The sequence below is a fragment of the Pseudoalteromonas citrea genome, assembly GCF_000238375.3.
GTDB classification, from domain to species: domain Bacteria; phylum Pseudomonadota; class Gammaproteobacteria; order Enterobacterales; family Alteromonadaceae; genus Pseudoalteromonas; species Pseudoalteromonas citrea.
This window is the reverse complement of record NZ_AHBZ03000026.1, coordinates 1-15,545: the sequence shown is the minus strand read 5'-3', so window position 1 is coordinate 15,545 and position 15,545 is coordinate 1. Positions and strand designations below refer to the sequence as shown.

Annotated in this window: 12 protein-coding genes and 2 pseudogenes; 10 read left to right on the top strand and 4 right to left on the bottom strand. The window is 40.8% G+C overall.

Going from position 1 to position 15,545, the window contains the following annotated elements; genetic code table 11:
* The first annotated feature begins 17 nt into the window (after positions 1-17).
* The 4 genes from PCIT_RS18150 (at position 18) to PCIT_RS18135 (ending at position 6,234) form a co-directional block, all read left to right on the top strand.
* On the top strand, positions 18-824 hold the full coding sequence (locus PCIT_RS18150) for an AraC family transcriptional regulator (protein ID WP_010367246.1): 807 nt from the start codon (positions 18-20) through the stop codon (positions 822-824).
* A 146-nt stretch (positions 825-970) separates the two neighbouring features.
* The gene (locus tag PCIT_RS18145) at positions 971-3,691 is read left to right on the top strand and encodes a PKD domain-containing protein (RefSeq protein WP_010367245.1); all 2,721 of its coding nucleotides are present in this window, start codon (positions 971-973) and stop codon (positions 3,689-3,691) included.
* A 344-nt stretch (positions 3,692-4,035) separates the two neighbouring features.
* Positions 4,036-5,346: a trypsin-like serine protease gene (locus tag PCIT_RS18140; RefSeq protein ID WP_010367243.1), complete on the top strand. Its 1,311-nt coding sequence runs from the start codon at positions 4,036-4,038 to the stop codon at positions 5,344-5,346.
* A gap of 234 nt (positions 5,347-5,580) precedes the next feature.
* A complete protein-coding gene (locus tag PCIT_RS18135; protein ID WP_010367242.1) occupies positions 5,581-6,234 on the top strand; it encodes an XRE family transcriptional regulator in 654 nt (217 codons plus the stop codon).
* Between the two features lie 58 nt (positions 6,235-6,292).
* Here PCIT_RS18135 and PCIT_RS18130 read toward each other — a convergent pair whose 3' ends face one another.
* A complete protein-coding gene (locus PCIT_RS18130; protein ID WP_010367241.1) occupies positions 6,293-7,186 on the bottom strand; it encodes a bifunctional GNAT family N-acetyltransferase/hotdog fold thioesterase in 894 nt (297 codons plus the stop codon).
* Between the two features lie 162 nt (positions 7,187-7,348).
* Here PCIT_RS18130 and PCIT_RS18125 point away from each other — a divergent pair, with 162 nt between their 5' ends.
* A complete protein-coding gene (locus tag PCIT_RS18125) occupies positions 7,349-8,038 on the top strand; it encodes a spermidine synthase (protein WP_021032223.1) in 690 nt (229 codons plus the stop codon).
* Here PCIT_RS18125 and dtd read toward each other — a convergent pair.
* From dtd to PCIT_RS18110, 3 genes are all read right to left on the bottom strand, one after another.
* Entirely contained in the window at positions 8,035-8,472 is a 438-nt protein-coding gene (gene dtd, locus PCIT_RS18120) for a D-aminoacyl-tRNA deacylase (protein ID WP_010367239.1), read from the bottom strand. The two genes, PCIT_RS18125 and dtd, sit on opposite strands and share 4 nt — an antisense overlap.
* Before the next feature lie 75 nt (positions 8,473-8,547).
* The gene (locus tag PCIT_RS18115) at positions 8,548-9,489 is read right to left on the bottom strand and encodes an alpha/beta fold hydrolase (protein ID WP_010367238.1); all 942 of its coding nucleotides are present in this window, start codon (positions 9,487-9,489) and stop codon (positions 8,548-8,550) included.
* Positions 9,490-9,519: 30 nt separating this feature from the next.
* Positions 9,520-10,395 carry a virulence factor BrkB family protein gene (locus PCIT_RS18110; protein ID WP_010367237.1) on the bottom strand — a complete coding sequence of 292 codons (876 nt, stop codon included), beginning with the start codon at positions 10,393-10,395 and terminating at the stop codon, positions 9,520-9,522.
* Positions 10,396-10,481: 86 nt separating this feature from the next.
* Between PCIT_RS18110 and PCIT_RS18105 the strand changes: the two genes are divergently transcribed.
* From PCIT_RS18105 to PCIT_RS18085, 5 genes and pseudogenes are all read left to right on the top strand, one after another.
* Positions 10,482-11,129, top strand: a complete 648-nt coding sequence (locus PCIT_RS18105) for a DUF2959 domain-containing protein (RefSeq protein WP_010367236.1) — start codon at positions 10,482-10,484, stop codon at positions 11,127-11,129.
* A 94-nt stretch (positions 11,130-11,223) separates the two neighbouring features.
* The gene (locus tag PCIT_RS18100; RefSeq protein ID WP_192992771.1) at positions 11,224-12,432 is read left to right on the top strand and encodes an IS256 family transposase; all 1,209 of its coding nucleotides are present in this window, start codon (positions 11,224-11,226) and stop codon (positions 12,430-12,432) included.
* A gap of 473 nt (positions 12,433-12,905) precedes the next feature.
* Positions 12,906-13,172, top strand: a pseudogene (locus PCIT_RS18095) (transposase); the annotation flags it as partial.
* A gap of 60 nt (positions 13,173-13,232) precedes the next feature.
* Complete coding sequence (locus PCIT_RS18090; protein ID WP_010368163.1) at positions 13,233-14,390, top strand: IS30 family transposase; 1,158 nt, start codon at positions 13,233-13,235, stop codon at positions 14,388-14,390.
* A 6-nt stretch (positions 14,391-14,396) separates the two neighbouring features.
* Positions 14,397-15,308, top strand: a pseudogene (locus tag PCIT_RS18085) (IS3 family transposase); the annotation flags it as partial.
* Positions 15,309-15,545 lie beyond the last annotated feature (237 nt).

Below are 15,545 nucleotides of genomic sequence, written 5' to 3'. Positions count from 1 at the left end.
GACCAAAACCACCTAAAATGACAGAAAGTTTATCAGATCAGACATCTGGTCAATGGGATAGTGTAAAAGCGCGTATAAAACTTACGCACATAGATAAACCTATTTATCCGCGCCCAACAACAATGCCACCTTGGCAACACGTGCAAACTCATCAACATACTTGGGGTCAATTAGCCTACACCAGCAATGGTGTATTGACGGTTGTGACCCCTGTTGGTCGTTTTGCCATTCCACCTGATCAAGCTTTATGGATCCCACCAAACCTACCCCATGAAACCTTTTGTCGCTATGGCGGGCATTTTCGCAGCGTCTATATCGATAAAAAATACGTTGATGTTTTAGGTGACAACGCCAAGTTACTGCATGTCGATGAACTCTTAAAAGCAATGATTTTGGAAGTGTGTCAGTGGCGAACTGACTATGCATTAGATGAAAAAACACTGCGCTTTGTACAAGTGTTTATAGATAGGTTAGAAATGGCCCAAACCAGCGCCTTTTTCTTGCCAACCGCCCAAGACAAACGCTTGATACCTATTATAAGTGAACTACATGCCAACCCAGGTAACCCCCTTACATTAGAACAATGGAGTAATCTTGTAGGTGCATCCAGTCGTACACTTAACCGTTTATTCAATAAGAGTTTTGCTATGAACTTTAGCCAGTGGAAACAAAAACTCAAAGCGCTACGCGCGGTTGAAATGCTTGAGGGCGGTTATACTCAGCAGACCATTGCAGAACAACTCGGTTTTGAATCAAGCTCTGCGTTTAACACGGCATTTAAAAAAGCATTTAACTGCACACCTGGGCAATATTTAAGAAAATAACGAGGTACTTTCCTCCCCAAACATCTCATATTCTGCATGGTAATAATATCCTAGAGGTATACCGTAAAATGATTACTTTCATACCGATAAATAGTACAATTATTACTGAAAACTTCTTTATTAATGATACTAAGAACTAGGAAACTATGAATAAATTACACTCCACTAAAGGATTAGCGGTATCGCTTCTTGCTTTAGCTTTGACGGCATGTGGTGGCGGCAGTTCTAACTCATCGACTGAAACACCAGCGACAGGTACAACACCTACAACACCTACGCCACCTACAAATGTAGCACCTGAAATACCAGATATCTCTGATTTAACCGTTATGGAGCGAGCAGAGCTAACTATTACTGCAAACGCAACAGATTCTGATGGCACAATTGCAAGCTATGCATGGGAGCAAGTTTCCGGCACTACACTTGCAATAACAGGTTTAGAAACGGCAAGTATTCAGTTCACTGCACCGGATATAGATGCGTCTGAAAATATTGTTTTGCGCCTTACTGTTACAGATGATAAAGCGGCGAGTACAAGTAAAGACTTCTCAGTATCACTTAAAGCATATGAGGCTATCTCTGCAGAAAAAATTAGTGACCAAGCCCTATTGAGCTGCGCACTTAGTACGAATATGGATATGGGCTCAGATTCCCTGACATGTATTAACAGCCCAGTATCAACATTGGATGACTTGAGCAAGTTTACAAACTTGAAATCAGTACATTTAGAAGGTAGTCAAATTTCAGACATTGCGCCTTTAGCCAATATAAGCTCACTCCAAAATCTCAGCTTAATAAATAACCCAATTGATGATATCACTGTTGTTGAGCAACTAGAGTCTTTAACGACGTTATCAATTGTTCAAGGTGCCTACGGCTTTGAAGACCAGACTATCAGCCTAGACAAGTTTAGTAATTTAACACAGCTTACATTTAATGCAGAACAACATTATTACCATAATAGATTGCATATCAAGTTCAATACACTACCAAATACTCTAACACACCTGAACTATGTGGAAGGTCGTGACTTTGATGAAGAACATTTAAGTACACTCACGAATCTCACCCATTTAAAGTTAGACTCTGTATATGTGAATGAAACCCATATAAAACCCCTCATTAACCTAGAAAGCTTAGCACTGCATAGTATTAATAACCTCGAATCACTGTCATTTCTGACTGTAATGCCCGCAATGAAAGAGCTTTCATTTGAAAATATATCAGCTGCCGACTCGACTGCACTCTCTCTTTTAACAACCTTGACATCTCTGTCATTAGTAAATCACAACTTCACAGATTTAACCTTTATTGGCGCAATGACTAACTTAGAAAAGTTAGTGCTCAACGATCGATATTCCAGACATGATTTTGATATTACGCGTCTTGAAAACCTGACTAAATTAAATGAGTTGGTAATTACTAACTACAGACTAGTGAGTACAGAAAAGTTGGCAAGCTTGGCCCAAATGACATCTCTGATACTAAACAATACTGGTCTGAACTCAATCAGCTTTGTAAAAAGTATGTCTGAGTTATTAAAACTTGATGTGAGCAACAATTCAGAATTAAATGACATTGATTGGTTAGAATTCACCCCAAAAATAGAGTACTTGATTATTGAACGCATAGGCAGCATTAGTAACTTATCCGTTATTAGTCAGCTACCAAACCTATCAGAGCTAGCACTAAGTACAAGTTCGCACTACAGCACTCATTTAGACGCAACTATTTTGCAAAACTCATCTCAGTTAAAAAAACTAAAGGCTAAAACTAGTACAATTGAAAATATCGAAGTCATACAAAACATAGTCGCGTTAGAAGAATTAAATCTACACTTGAGCACTCTGGATACATTACCAAGCTTAGAGGCGCTACCTAACCTAAAAAATGTATCGATCCGCACTGCTAATAGTGAGCTTACTGATATCTCTCAATTATCTCAAAATACCAGTCTAAACTCGCTGGAGTTAAGCGGATTCAGGAACGTAACCGATATCAGCGTATTATCTGGCTACTCTAGCCTAAAAGAGCTCAAACTAACTAGTTTTGAAGTATCAGATATAGCTCCAATCACACAGTTAACCAGCCTGACGAGCCTCTCTCTGAGCTATTTTGATGAGCTTTTATCAGCAAAAGCATTATCAAGCTTAACCAATTTAAATACATTAGATTTAGAATCTTCACATAACATTCTATGTGCCGACTTAGAGTTCCTTAAAAATACGTTCACGGATAGTAATTTCAAACAATCTTATAGCTGTATTGAACAACCCATTAACCTTGAACTAATTACTGATCCAGCTATAGCCGAATGTCTAAAAGATGTAAGAGACGCGGCCACAGTTACACAAATTAGTACATGTGGTTCTTCAGCAATCGAGTCGTTCGCGGGAATAGAGCAGTTTTCAAACCTTACCTCTCTTAATCTCCGATATCTTAATTCTGCTGAAATACTGAACAGCCCTGTACTCACTCAACTAGCAAACTTGGACAGAATTGAACTGTATAATAGTACATTAACTAATTTAGAAGGAGTGACACTGCCTCAGCATGTCAAAAGGCTGACCATCAGAAGTACGGAAAAATTTAGCATTAGCACATTTGTTGCCCCCTCATTAACGTCGCTCAATTTAAACTCTATCACCTTACTAGACCCTGCAAAGCTCAGCAGGTTTCCAGAGTTAACACACTTAGACTTAGACAACACTGATATTCGTGATGTATCTGCCTTACATACATTGAACAAGCTAGAATACCTATCATTAAACAGCAACTTTAGCCTACCATGTGCTGATATCGAGGCCCTAAAGGCGGCTAGGCCTAATTTAGACCTTCGTTTTTGGTCTACAAATTGCAGCGAGTAATTTAGCAGCTTGCATTATTTTATGAGCGTCTTAAGTCATATTTATTGACGCTATTTTGGTCATAGTGCGCCTACAACTTTGAAGGTGCATTATGATTTTTTTTCAAGATGGCATTTCTTTGTTATATCTTTGAAATCTTTTCTTCAATAAAAAATATAGCCCCCGAGCTGTGCAATTGGCATAAACATCTCATAAAGAAGTGAAAATTGAGATAATCTCACCTGTTCCTATTTGTAATTGCATGAAAAAGAACTGAAAACAATTCATTTACATTTCGTTTGCATTTGTATGTCAGTCCCCATATTCTCGTTGGCTGATACAACACACAACATGGAAAAATTACAATGAACAAGCGAAATTCATTATTTAAAAAGGTGTCTCCAATCATCGCCAGTAGTGCTTTATTTTTGAGCGCAACCTCAGGTGCAACCGAAATTACGCCAAACATCGTCGGTGGCCAACCTGCTGATACCAGCCAATGGCAATTTTACACCCAGATACTCAATTCAAATGGTTCAACCGCATTTTGTGGTGGTAGCTACATTGGTGATGGCTATGTATTAACAGCCGCGCATTGTGTTAAGAATAAAGCGGCACGCTTTTTACACGTTAAAGTCGCTGGGTTTGTACTTGGCGGTAATGACGGTGACCGTATTCAAGTAGCTGAGAAGTTTGTCCACCCACAGTACAACTCAAACACGCTAAATCATGACGTCGCGCTTCTAAAGCTAGAGCGCACGCCAACATTAGGTCGTCAGGTTGCACTTGCACAAAGTAACATCAATCAATATGTGCGTAATGGCGACTTCATTACCGTTGCTGGATTAGGCCGTTTAAGTGAAGGCGGCAGCCGCCCATCGAACCTACAAGAAGTCAGCGTGCCACTTGTGTCTGACCAAGTCTGTAATCAGTCTGGCGGCAGTTATGCCAATGTTGGTGATGTGGCATTCTGTGCGGGGTTTGCACAGGGACAAAAAGACTCATGTAGTGGTGATAGTGGCGGCCCTATCGTTGTTAATTCTGGTGGTCAAACCGTTCAGCTGGGTATTGTAAGCTGGGGCGTGGGGTGCGCTCGTCCTGCAAAGTATGGCGTCTATGCCGATGTAGCTGCGTTAGGAAGTTGGATTGATAGCGTAAAAGGCGGCGCACAGCCTATCTCTGTTTCTTACACACAATCGCAAACTTTGCCTAACTTTAAGCTAGGTGAGCAAGTAGCCCATACATATACCATTAAAAATACTGGTACTAGCGCATTTACCTTTGCCAGCGTTGCACTAGAAAACAGTGGTGTTGCATCTACCCCGGTTAAATCTATCGATAGCTGTAGTGCCAGTACATTACAAGCAAATCAAAGCTGTCAGGTAAATGTTGAATTTACGGCAACCGCACCAGGTACTGCCAATGTTGCCCTTAAATTTAAGCTTGATGGAAGCCAAACAACTTACTCTGCAAAAATTACGGCCTTAGCAACAAGCTCTGACAGCAGCTGTAAGGGGACTTGGAACGCAAGCTCAGTATACGATAAGCCAGATCAAGTAACTTACTACGGTAAAGTATACGAAGCCCTATGGTGGACACAGGGTGACATTCCAGCAGACTCAGGAAAATGGGGTGTATGGCAAGAGATTGGCGTTGATAGTAGCTGTAAGCAATAAATAAAACATACTTTTTATTTCACAATACACTGGCTCAACGATTTCGTTGAGCCTTTTCGCTAAGGAATAACGGCAAAACCCCACATTTTATCAAGCGATGGGTCTGTTTATCGCACAAGATGTTCCCGCTCTCCCTTAACGCACTTTTATCTGTATCTATTTAAAGAGATTAGATAATATAGCGGCCATTAATCAGTCACTTCAATACCGAAGTACTTAAATATAAGTGAACATATGAACACCGCTTTTTCTCGACGTTTTTGCGAATTAGTAGAGCAATTTTCAGGGGGTAACAAGCGACAGTTTGCCGAACTTACTGGTAAGTCTCCCTCTCATATTTATCGTATTTGTAGAGGGTTAAGTCGCCCTTCCATGGTGTACTTAGAGCACCTTTACGGGCTATTTAAAATTGATTTGAATTGGCTACTCACTGGCGAACAACCCAGTGATAAACCTTACCATAATTCCGATGAGCAATTGTTACTAGTCCCTAAGCTGGATGTCGAGGCAAGTGCCGGTTTTGGTAGCATCAATGGCGCAGAAGATGTCACCGAACAATTTGCACTGAACAAACGCTGGTTAAGCTCACAATTGGGCGTGCATGGAGAGCGCTTAGCGTTTGTTTCAATTCGTGGTGACAGTATGCTGCCCACATTACATCATGATGATATGGTCCTCGTTGACTTAAGCCAACAGCACCCAGCTCATGAAGGTGTATACATCATACAAACCAATGAGGGTTTGATGGCGAAACGATTAAAGAAAAAAGCTGACTCAATTGATGTGATCAGTGACAACACTGACTACCCTAGTTGGCAAATAAACCAGGATAACGCTGAGCATCATGCAGTTGCTGGCAGAATTGTATGGTGTGGCAGGAATATATAACGATTACGAGTTAAAGCCTAATACAGTGGCTTTAACTCGTGCCCATTCGCTATCGTAATTAGCGTTTAACGACAAATATACCTTCGAATTGCGCAACCACCACATCTTCATCATAAACCGTCACCGGCACAATGTATTTTGCTTTGCCATCAGTTTCTAACTCGAGTAACTTACCGCTACATTCACTGATACACACAGTGGCTCTCGGCGCTGTTGTAAGTGGCTTTAAATATTTAATATTGGCATCAGCCAGTACAATATTGCCTTCAAGGTTTAACTCTTTTAAAGCTAAATAGGTTGCACCCCAGCCAGTCAACGTTGCCATACTATATACGGAGCCCGCAAACATAGAGTTATGTAAATTTAAGTTAGCTTTAAGGTCAGCACGCGTTGAAAATTGCCAGTCAGTATAACTTTCGACTTTAATGCCCATCGCATCACTGATCGGAATAGATTCTCGCCAAGTGTCTTGTAGCACTTGTGTCCAATCAGGGTGGCGGAACCAGCCAGGCTCTGACGGGTTTTGTTTTACCATCTTCCAATGTTGAATGTCACCAAATGCCAAATGCGCTTTTTCAACCACTTTATAACCATGACCTTCATAAAATGCCAACGCGCGCTCACGAGCATACAAGACCAGCTCATCCGCATTCTGATTCCATGCTAACTTTTCTAGTTCGTGCAGTAACCGACCACCTAAACGCTGCCCTCTGTGCTGCTCAGAAACCGCCATATAACGTACTTGGGCTTGTTGCTGCGTATTAAAGTGTAACCGTGCAACTGCGAGTACGTCACCCTCATTGTTTTTAATAAAACGATGTTCTGACTCTTGTTCTAAATCGTCCTGTTCTGACCCTCGAGGTTGATCCCAAGGGGCACGAAGTACTTGCCAACGCAACTGATAATAGTCTTGCCAATCTTCGCTACTTTGTGGTGCGGTTACTTGAAACATAAAAATTCCTGTTGTTGTCCGTCTAAAGATGATTTTTATGACTCTCACCTTACTAAAAATTCACGTTACTGAATATAACATTTAAGTATTACGCATTTTTCTTGCGTAAATATTGCTTAACAAAGTGGCATTGTAGGAACGCTCTACTATGCTGATGTAATTATGATGAATTTTATGACTGCCGAGGGCACAGTCGCTAACCAATTTGTTAAACAAAGTCATGAATTGGGTCATCTACTTTATTGGCATAAACATGGCAGTGTTAGTATACAAATAAGGCAAGACAAAACCTTGCGCTGGTTATTGATCAACGACACCTTACAATCTGTTGTGGAAAGAAACCACCCAGAGAATCTACTGTTTCCTCACTTACAGCAACTCGCCCGACTTTGGCACTTATACACACCCCCTAATAAGGTCCTTGAACTTGGCCTTGGCGCGGGTGCAATCAGAGACTACCTCCATACTACTTATCCAGAATGTGATGTGCTGTCGGTTGATAACAACCCAGATATCATTCGATGTTATAAGCGCTACTTTAGCGGCGACCATACCTGTGCCGTGGCCTGTATGGATGTTGATGATGTACTGACCAATGACAATCAATACGATTGGATCATTCTCGATTTATTCAGTGAGTTGGACGCACCGCTATTTTTATTCCAGCATCAGTTTTATCAACAACTCAGAGCCTGTCTGCGCCCCGGCGGAAAGCTATTCATTAATTTTTTAGCCGAACATGAATCACAACTAAAGCAAGTGACGCACTTAGTCATTACTAACTTTGGTAAAAAGCCCCACATAGAACAAGTGCCGCTCTATGCCAATCATATCATTGTGGTCAGCCGCTAACCTTCTAGCATAAATGTCACAGGCCCATCGTTATTCAATGTCACCTGCATATCGGCACCAAATTGACCGTTAGCGACTTTTATTCCGAGTAATTTAGCGCGTTCAGTAAAGTAATTATACAATGCTTCAGCTTGTACAGGCGTTGCAGCAGATGAGAAGCTCGGCCTCATCCCCTTTTTAGTACCCGCCGCCAATGTAAATTGCGATACAATCAGTAACTCACCTTGAATGTTTTGTACACTTAGATTCATTTTCCCTGCTTCATCGGTGAATATACGGTAATTCGCTATTTTATGGAGTAACTTATCTGCCGTCGTTTCATCGTCGTGCTTTTCCACACCCAATAGGACTAAAATCCCTTGTTGAATTTCGCCAACTGTTTTTCCCTCTACCACTACACTGGCATGTTTAACTCTCTGAATTAACCCTTTCATACTCTTTTCTAAGTCATAAATAATCTTATATAAATAGTACCTCAAAGCGCGCTAGCTGCCTATCTGCGCTAACCATTAATGAGATAGCTTACATGCCAGTAAATCAGCCGCTCTGCGAACAGCTTCGACATATACATCACTGGCACTACAGTGACCTAACCCATCCAGCACAAATAATTGTGAGTGTGCTTGGTGTGCCAGCCGCTGTACTGGAGCAAATCGGCAAACTAAATCATGTCGGCCATGAATGAACCAGGTGGGGATCTCTATTAAGTACTCAGCAACCGATTGTAATGGGCTAAGCTCAGACATAATCTCTGGACTAAAATAATGACACATCAACTTAGCTTGTTGCAGTACACTTTCGCTATCTTCTAAATGATAACGGCCAGCTAATGCACCAAGCGTTAGCTGTCGATCCCATGCATGCCAACGCTGTGCTGCTTTATGCTGCGCTAACTCATCATCACCCGTTAATGCGAGCAAATAGTGCTTTAATATATGCAGGGAGTCAGATTCATTATTTTTAAATACTTGATATTGCTCTGGGTAAAACTGAGCACCAGCGCTATTAGGCCCATATAACCACTCAAGATCATGATCCGCACCTAAAAAGCTCGCCCATAAAATCAAACCTTTCACCTTATGCGCAAAATGGCTAGTGTATAATAGTGCTAATGTTGCACCCCAAGAGCCGCCAGCTAAAATACATTGACCAATAGCTAAGTGTTCTATTAAGCGTGAAATATCATCGACTAAGTATTTGGGAGAGTTATGCGTGAGTTCTAGTGGGGTCGAAGCACCACAGCCCCGTTGACTAAATAAAATAATGCGATATCGCTTAGGGTTAAAGTATCCAGCACTTTCTCGACATAAACCAGAGCCCGGGCCACCATGGCATACTATGACTGGTTGCCCATGCACATCGCCATATTCTTCAACATGGATCTGATGGCCTTCACCTACAGGTAAATGAAAGCTTCTTACTGGTTCACTCACGGCATAGCGTTGAGTCATATTACACACCTTTTTTGTTAAAGGTGTCTTTTAAGGCTGTTTATTCTCCAAAAGAGCGCGTGTTTGGCGCTCTCCCAAACACACCGTAAACTCCGCACCAAGTAATACGACAATCCACGACAAATAAACCCACACAAATAAAATCGGCACAGTTGCAACAGCGCCATAAATCACTTCATACGAAGGGAAGTGACTTATGTACATCGCAAATCCTTTTTTGGTTAATTCAAATAACAGCGCAGCAAATAATGCCCCGGGTATAGCAGCTCGAAAAGACACACGGGTATTAGGCACTAAAGTATAGAGCATAATAAAGCCGGCCATAGAAATTACATACGGTAAAAGCTTTAATAAGAAACCACTAAAACCAGGTATCCCCTGATCTGCAAAAGAAACCAAAGAAACAATATAGGAGGTTACGCCAATACTTGCCCCTAATAATACCGGGCCCAGTGTTAAGACCATCCAATATATCGCAAATGAAATCATCATTGGCCGCTTTTCTTCCACTCGCCAAATCCGATTTAATGCACTATCTACATTCCTGATCAGTAGCAATGCAATGGCCGCTAAAAAGCCAATACCTACGGCTGTCATTTGATTTGCGTTACCAGTAAAAGCACTAATATGTGCTTTTATAGAATCTGTTGACGTTGGTACAAAGTTTGTAAAAATAAAGTTTTCAATCGCCAGCCGTGTTTGCTCAAATCCAGGAAAAGCCGAAAAAATAGCAACACCAACGGCAATCAATGGTACCAGCGACAACAAGGTAACATACGCTAAATAACCCGCATTAACAGTGATTTGGTCTTCTTTGCACCGTTTAATATATGAAAGCCACCATTCAGGCTGCCTTAATCCCCATGCTTTAACTTGAACTATACTTTGTTCAATATTTTTATTCATAATGTACTTAATTTCCAAAAACACTTTGCACATCATAACAATCAGCTACATAATTTACAGCAACATACTAAGAAAATAGGTTGAATATGAAACGCTTTACACTCGCAGCTGCCTTATGCATTTCATTGGCAGGTTGCCAAACTGCATATTATTCGGCAATGGAAAAAGTCGGAGTTCATAAACGAGAAATTCTAGTAGATAGAGTAGAGGCGACTAAAGAATCTCAACAAGAATCTCAAGAAGAGTTTCAATCAGCCCTTGAACGACTGACCACACTGATTAACTTTGATGGTGGTGAATTACAATCTGCCTATGAGCAACTCAATGATGATTATGAATCCAGTTTATCAGCTGCCAATGATGTCAGTGGCAACATAAACAAAGTAGAAGACGTCGCCGAAGCGCTTTTTAGCGAATGGGAAGACGAGCTAACTCAATATTCTAGCGCTGCACTCAAAAGAGAAAGTGAGAAAAAACTGAAACAAACACAGCGCCAATTTAATAAATTACTACGCTCCATGCGTAGCAGCGAAGATAAAATGCAACCTGTGCTTTCGTCTTTAAAAGATAATGTATTGTATTTAAAACATAATTTAAATGCGCAAGCGATAGCGGCAATCCGTGGAGAATTTAAAAGCTTAAAAAGTGATATTCAGTCTTTAATTGATGATATGAACCGTTCTATCGCAGATTCGAACAAGTTCATTGAACAAATGAATTCTTCAAATACCTAGCCGAAACTATTTAAATCTATAGAGGTACTAGAGCCTGTAATTTAAATTGTGTATCTGCTTATAATTAAGCCAGTAATGGCTGAGGATAAGCAATATGGATAAGAAAGCTCTAGAAGCCTTCGCTCGCGAAGCAGCTAAGTCGATTAAGACTCCTTCTGATCTTGATGACTTTAGGAAAATGTTAACCAAGGTGACGGTTGAGACAGCCTTAAATGCTGAACTTAATGAGCACCTCGGTTACGAAAAAAACTCACCAACTAACGATAGTAACAGTCGAAATGGCTACTCATCTAAACGCCTAATTACAGACGATGGTGAGATCCAGTTAGAAGTCCCTCGTGACCGTGACGCGTCCTTTGAACCCAAGCTTGTTCGTAAACATCAAACCCGATTTCAATCGATGGACGACAAGATCTTAAGCCTATATGCCAAAGGAATGACCACCCGTGAAATCGTCGCAACATTCAAAGAAATGTACGATGCGGATATCTCCGCCAGTCTAATATCTAAAGTTACAGATGCTGTTTTAGAACAAGTGGTTGAGTGGCAATCTCGCCCGCTTGATACGGTCTATCCCATCGTTTATCTCGATTGCATCGTCGTGAAAGTACGCCAGAATAAACAGGTTATCAACAAAGCCATTTATCTCGCACTTGGCGTAAATATGGAAGGTCAGAAAGAACTTCTTGGGATGTGGATGTCCGAAACCGAAGGAGCGAAGTTCTGGCTTAGCGTGCTCACCGAACTTCAAAATCGAGGCGTGAATGATATCCTCATCGCGTGTGTAGATGGCCTGAAGGGCTTTCCTGATGCCATCAACGCTGTTTATCCAAAAACTCAAATTCAGCTCTGTATCGTACACATGGTGCGAAACTCAATGAAATACGTCCCATGGAAAGACTACAAGGCAATTACCGCTGACTTAAAAGAAATCTATCAAGCAACAACGGAAGATGAAGCCCTGTTGGCGTTAGAGCACTTTGGTGATAAATGGGATGAAAAGTACCCTCAAATCAGCCGCTCCTGGACGGCTCATTGGGATAATCTCAATACTCTATTTAGCTACCCTCAAGATATTCGTAAAGCTATCTACACGACAAATGCTATTGAATCTCTGAACAGTGTGATCAGAAAAGCGACCAAGAAACGTAAACTGTTCCCGACAGATGAATCCGCTAGCAAGGTGGTGTACTTAGCGATAATGGATGCTTCCAAGAGGTGGACAATGCCTATTCATAACTGGAAGCAAGCTCTAAACCGTTTTATGATTATGTTTGAAGACCGACTAACTGAATACTTGTAACTAAGAGCAGTTACACAGAATTATTTACAGGGTCAGGTACTACGTACCTCGTCTTTCTTGTAATTATTAAGTCTAATACGACTTTTAAACTCCTGCCTTTGAATGCAATTAATCAATTTAATGACCACCAATAATAGATCAGGAAAATACGCAGCCAATTTAAGAAAGATTTCAACATCTTTGTGGTGAAGCTTAAAGCCCATCTATTAAAGAAATCAACAGAGTCTAAATTATGTGCTCTATAAACCATCAACGTAGTTCAAATTAATGTGATTGGTGTAAAGATAAGCTTCATGCTCAATATGACTATATCAATCGTGGATCCTGACCTTCGTCAGGAGGACTCCAAAGTGAAGCGCTGTCTCTAAATAAATACTCCGTCTCCCTGAACTGGTTTGTAGTGGCATAGTTAATTTGGCCACCCATTAAGAAAGAAATGTTATGCTAATAAGCATACAAATTTGGGTGTAAAAATGACGAAATTAAAACGTGCAACGTATTCTGCGGCAATCAAATTAGAAACAGCTCAGCTTGTGGTTGACCAAGGCTACACACAAGAAGATGCAGCTAAGGCGATGGGGGTTGGTAAATCAACTGTTAGTAAGTGGGTCACTCAATTAAAGCAAGAACGGAATGGCCAGACACCCACAGCGTCACCAATGACACCCGAACAAATTGAAATTCGTGAGCTTAAAAAGCAAATTCAACGCATTGAATTAGAAAAGGATATATTAAAAAAGGCTACGGTGAATTCAATAGGTCAATGCAACACCTTATAATTGACTATTAATTAGGTAGTTATGACTGATTTATCAAAACGTGGTTTAAGTGATATTGAAAAGCTAAAAGCATGGTTCTTATGGCGTGAAGGTAAAACGCTTAGCGAAATAGGTTTGACGCTTGATAGACATGCTGGTTCTATATTCGGTGTACTTAAACTAAAAGGTGGAATATCGCCAGTGCAACGAAAGCGTCGACTATCGTTTCTTTCTTTAGAAGAGCGAGAAGATATATCAAGAGGTTTAGCTTCAGGCTTATCTATCAGGGCAATAGCTCGTAATGTAGAAAAGGCAGCGTCAACAGTAAGCCGTGAAATCAAACGCAATGGTGGCATTGCCAAGTACCGTGCAGTTACGGCTGATAAAAATGCGCTAGAGCGAGCATTAAGGCCGAAACAATGTAAATTACAAAAAGGTAATCCACTTAGCGATTTGGTTGAGTCTAAACTACTAGATGACTGGTCACCTGAGCAAATTTCTGGATGGTTAAAAATAAAACACCCAGCATCATCTGAAATGCATATCTCACATGAGACTATTTATAAAACGTTATTTATCCCATCACGCTATATTTTCGAAAAAGCAGTCCTTAGCCATCTTCGCTCAAAACGTAAATTGAGGCATGGTAAACGCTCAACAAATAAGGGGATCTATAAAGGCATTATTGATGCTAAAACAATTCATGAAAGGCCCCATGAAATTGAAACACGAGCAACTCTAGGTCATTGGGAGGGCGATTTAATATCAGGAAGTAGCAACTCACATATAGCAACATTGGTTGATCGAAAAACACGGTATACCGCTTTGGTACAAATTAATGGTAAGGATACTAAGAATGTAGTAAATGCACTTATTCTGAAGTTTAATGGTTTACCAAAGGCACTTAAAAACACACTAACGTGGGATCGGGGAATGGAATTAGCAGACCATAAAAGATTTACTAAAAATACGAGTACAGATGTTTATTTTTGTGACCCGAGTAGTCCGTGGCAAAGGGGAACAAATGAAAATACAAATCGCCTTTTAAGACAGTACTTCCCCAAAAAGACAAGTCTACATGGCTTTGACCAAAGTTATTTAGATAAAATCGCTAATAAACTAAATAATCGACCAAGAAGGATATTAAACTATTTAACTCCTAATGATATGATTAAAAACCATGTTGCACTGACCACTTGATATCACCACCGCTCTCTTGATGTCCGACTCCCTGAACAATTCTCGTTAATTGAGAAGTTAAATCAACGAGAGCGTTACCCGATTAGCGTGTTGTGTAGCGTATTCAATGTGCATCGCAGCAGCTATAAATATTGGGCCATACGGGATACAACCCCTACACCAGAGCAAATAAGGCTAGAAGCTGAAGTTAAAGCCATACATTCAATGAGCAGCGGTTCAACTGGGGCACGGACAATCGCGGCAATCGCAACGAATAACGGTTTTGAATTAAGCCGTTATCGCGCCTCTAAACTGATGGTTAAACTAAAACTCGAGAGCTGCCAAGTACCACAACATCATTATAAACGCAGTGGTAATGAGCATCTTGAAATCCCAAATTTGTTAGATAGGCAGTTTGATGTTGTTGAGCCGAATACGGTGTGGTGCGGTGATGTGACGTATATTTGGACAGGCAATCGCTGGGCCTATTTAGCGGTCGTTGTTGATTTATTTGCACGTAAAGTCGTTGGTTGGGCAATGTCGTTGTCGCCAGATACTAACTTAACGCTAAAAGCGCTTGAGCTCGCTTATGAAAGCAGAGGCAAGCCAAGTGAATTGATGTTTCACTCAGACCAAGGAAGCCACTATACAAGCTTGAAGTACCGCCAACGTTTATGGCGCTATAAAATCACACAAAGCATGAGTCGGCGCGGAAATTGTTGGGATAATGCGCCAATGGAGCGATTTTTTAGGAGCTTTAAAACGGAGTGGATGCCAAAGGTTGGATATGAAAACTTTAAAGAAGCTAAATATAGTGTGAGTGATTATATCAACGGATATTACAACAACGTTAGGCCACATCATTATAATGCTGGTTTAGCACCAAATGAATCTGAGGTTAGATACCAAGATTCTAAAACTGTGGCCAAAATTAGTTGACCACTACAGTTCCAGGGTTCATAGTTTTCACTTCCTTTTAGAAGTACAGAAATGTGTAAAAATAACAACGGCAAGCATGAGTGTTTTGGATCCTGACCTGCGTCAGGAAAACAACGGTGTGGGCGAAATCAAAACATCGCCTCTAAATACAAAACTCCGTCTCCCTGAACTAGTTTCAGGGTCCATAGGGTTTTTATTCTAAGCTTTCTCTAACCCTTTTCCCTAAGCAGCTTTCCC

Bases quoted from the DNA above. Each gene is read 5' to 3' on its own strand.
- PCIT_RS18150 (WP_010367246.1), top strand. From the start codon at position 18: ATGACAGAAAGTTTATCAGATCAGACATCTGGTCAATGGGATAGTGTA.
- PCIT_RS18145 (WP_010367245.1), top strand. From the start codon at position 971: ATGAATAAATTACACTCCACTAAAGGATTAGCGGTATCGCTTCTTGCT.
- PCIT_RS18140 (WP_010367243.1), top strand. From the start codon at position 4,036: ATGAACAAGCGAAATTCATTATTTAAAAAGGTGTCTCCAATCATCGCC.
- PCIT_RS18135 (WP_010367242.1), top strand. From the start codon at position 5,581: ATGAACACCGCTTTTTCTCGACGTTTTTGCGAATTAGTAGAGCAATTT.
- PCIT_RS18130 (WP_010367241.1), bottom strand. From the start codon at position 7,186: ATGTTTCAAGTAACCGCACCACAAAGTAGCGAAGATTGGCAAGACTAT.
- PCIT_RS18125 (WP_021032223.1), top strand. From the start codon at position 7,349: ATGATGAATTTTATGACTGCCGAGGGCACAGTCGCTAACCAATTTGTT.
- dtd (WP_010367239.1), bottom strand. From the start codon at position 8,472: ATGAAAGGGTTAATTCAGAGAGTTAAACATGCCAGTGTAGTGGTAGAG.
- PCIT_RS18115 (WP_010367238.1), bottom strand. From the start codon at position 9,489: ATGACTCAACGCTATGCCGTGAGTGAACCAGTAAGAAGCTTTCATTTA.
- PCIT_RS18110 (WP_010367237.1), bottom strand. From the start codon at position 10,395: ATGAATAAAAATATTGAACAAAGTATAGTTCAAGTTAAAGCATGGGGA.
- PCIT_RS18105 (WP_010367236.1), top strand. From the start codon at position 10,482: ATGAAACGCTTTACACTCGCAGCTGCCTTATGCATTTCATTGGCAGGT.
- PCIT_RS18100 (WP_192992771.1), top strand. From the start codon at position 11,224: ATGGATAAGAAAGCTCTAGAAGCCTTCGCTCGCGAAGCAGCTAAGTCG.
- PCIT_RS18090 (WP_010368163.1), top strand. From the start codon at position 13,233: ATGACTGATTTATCAAAACGTGGTTTAAGTGATATTGAAAAGCTAAAA.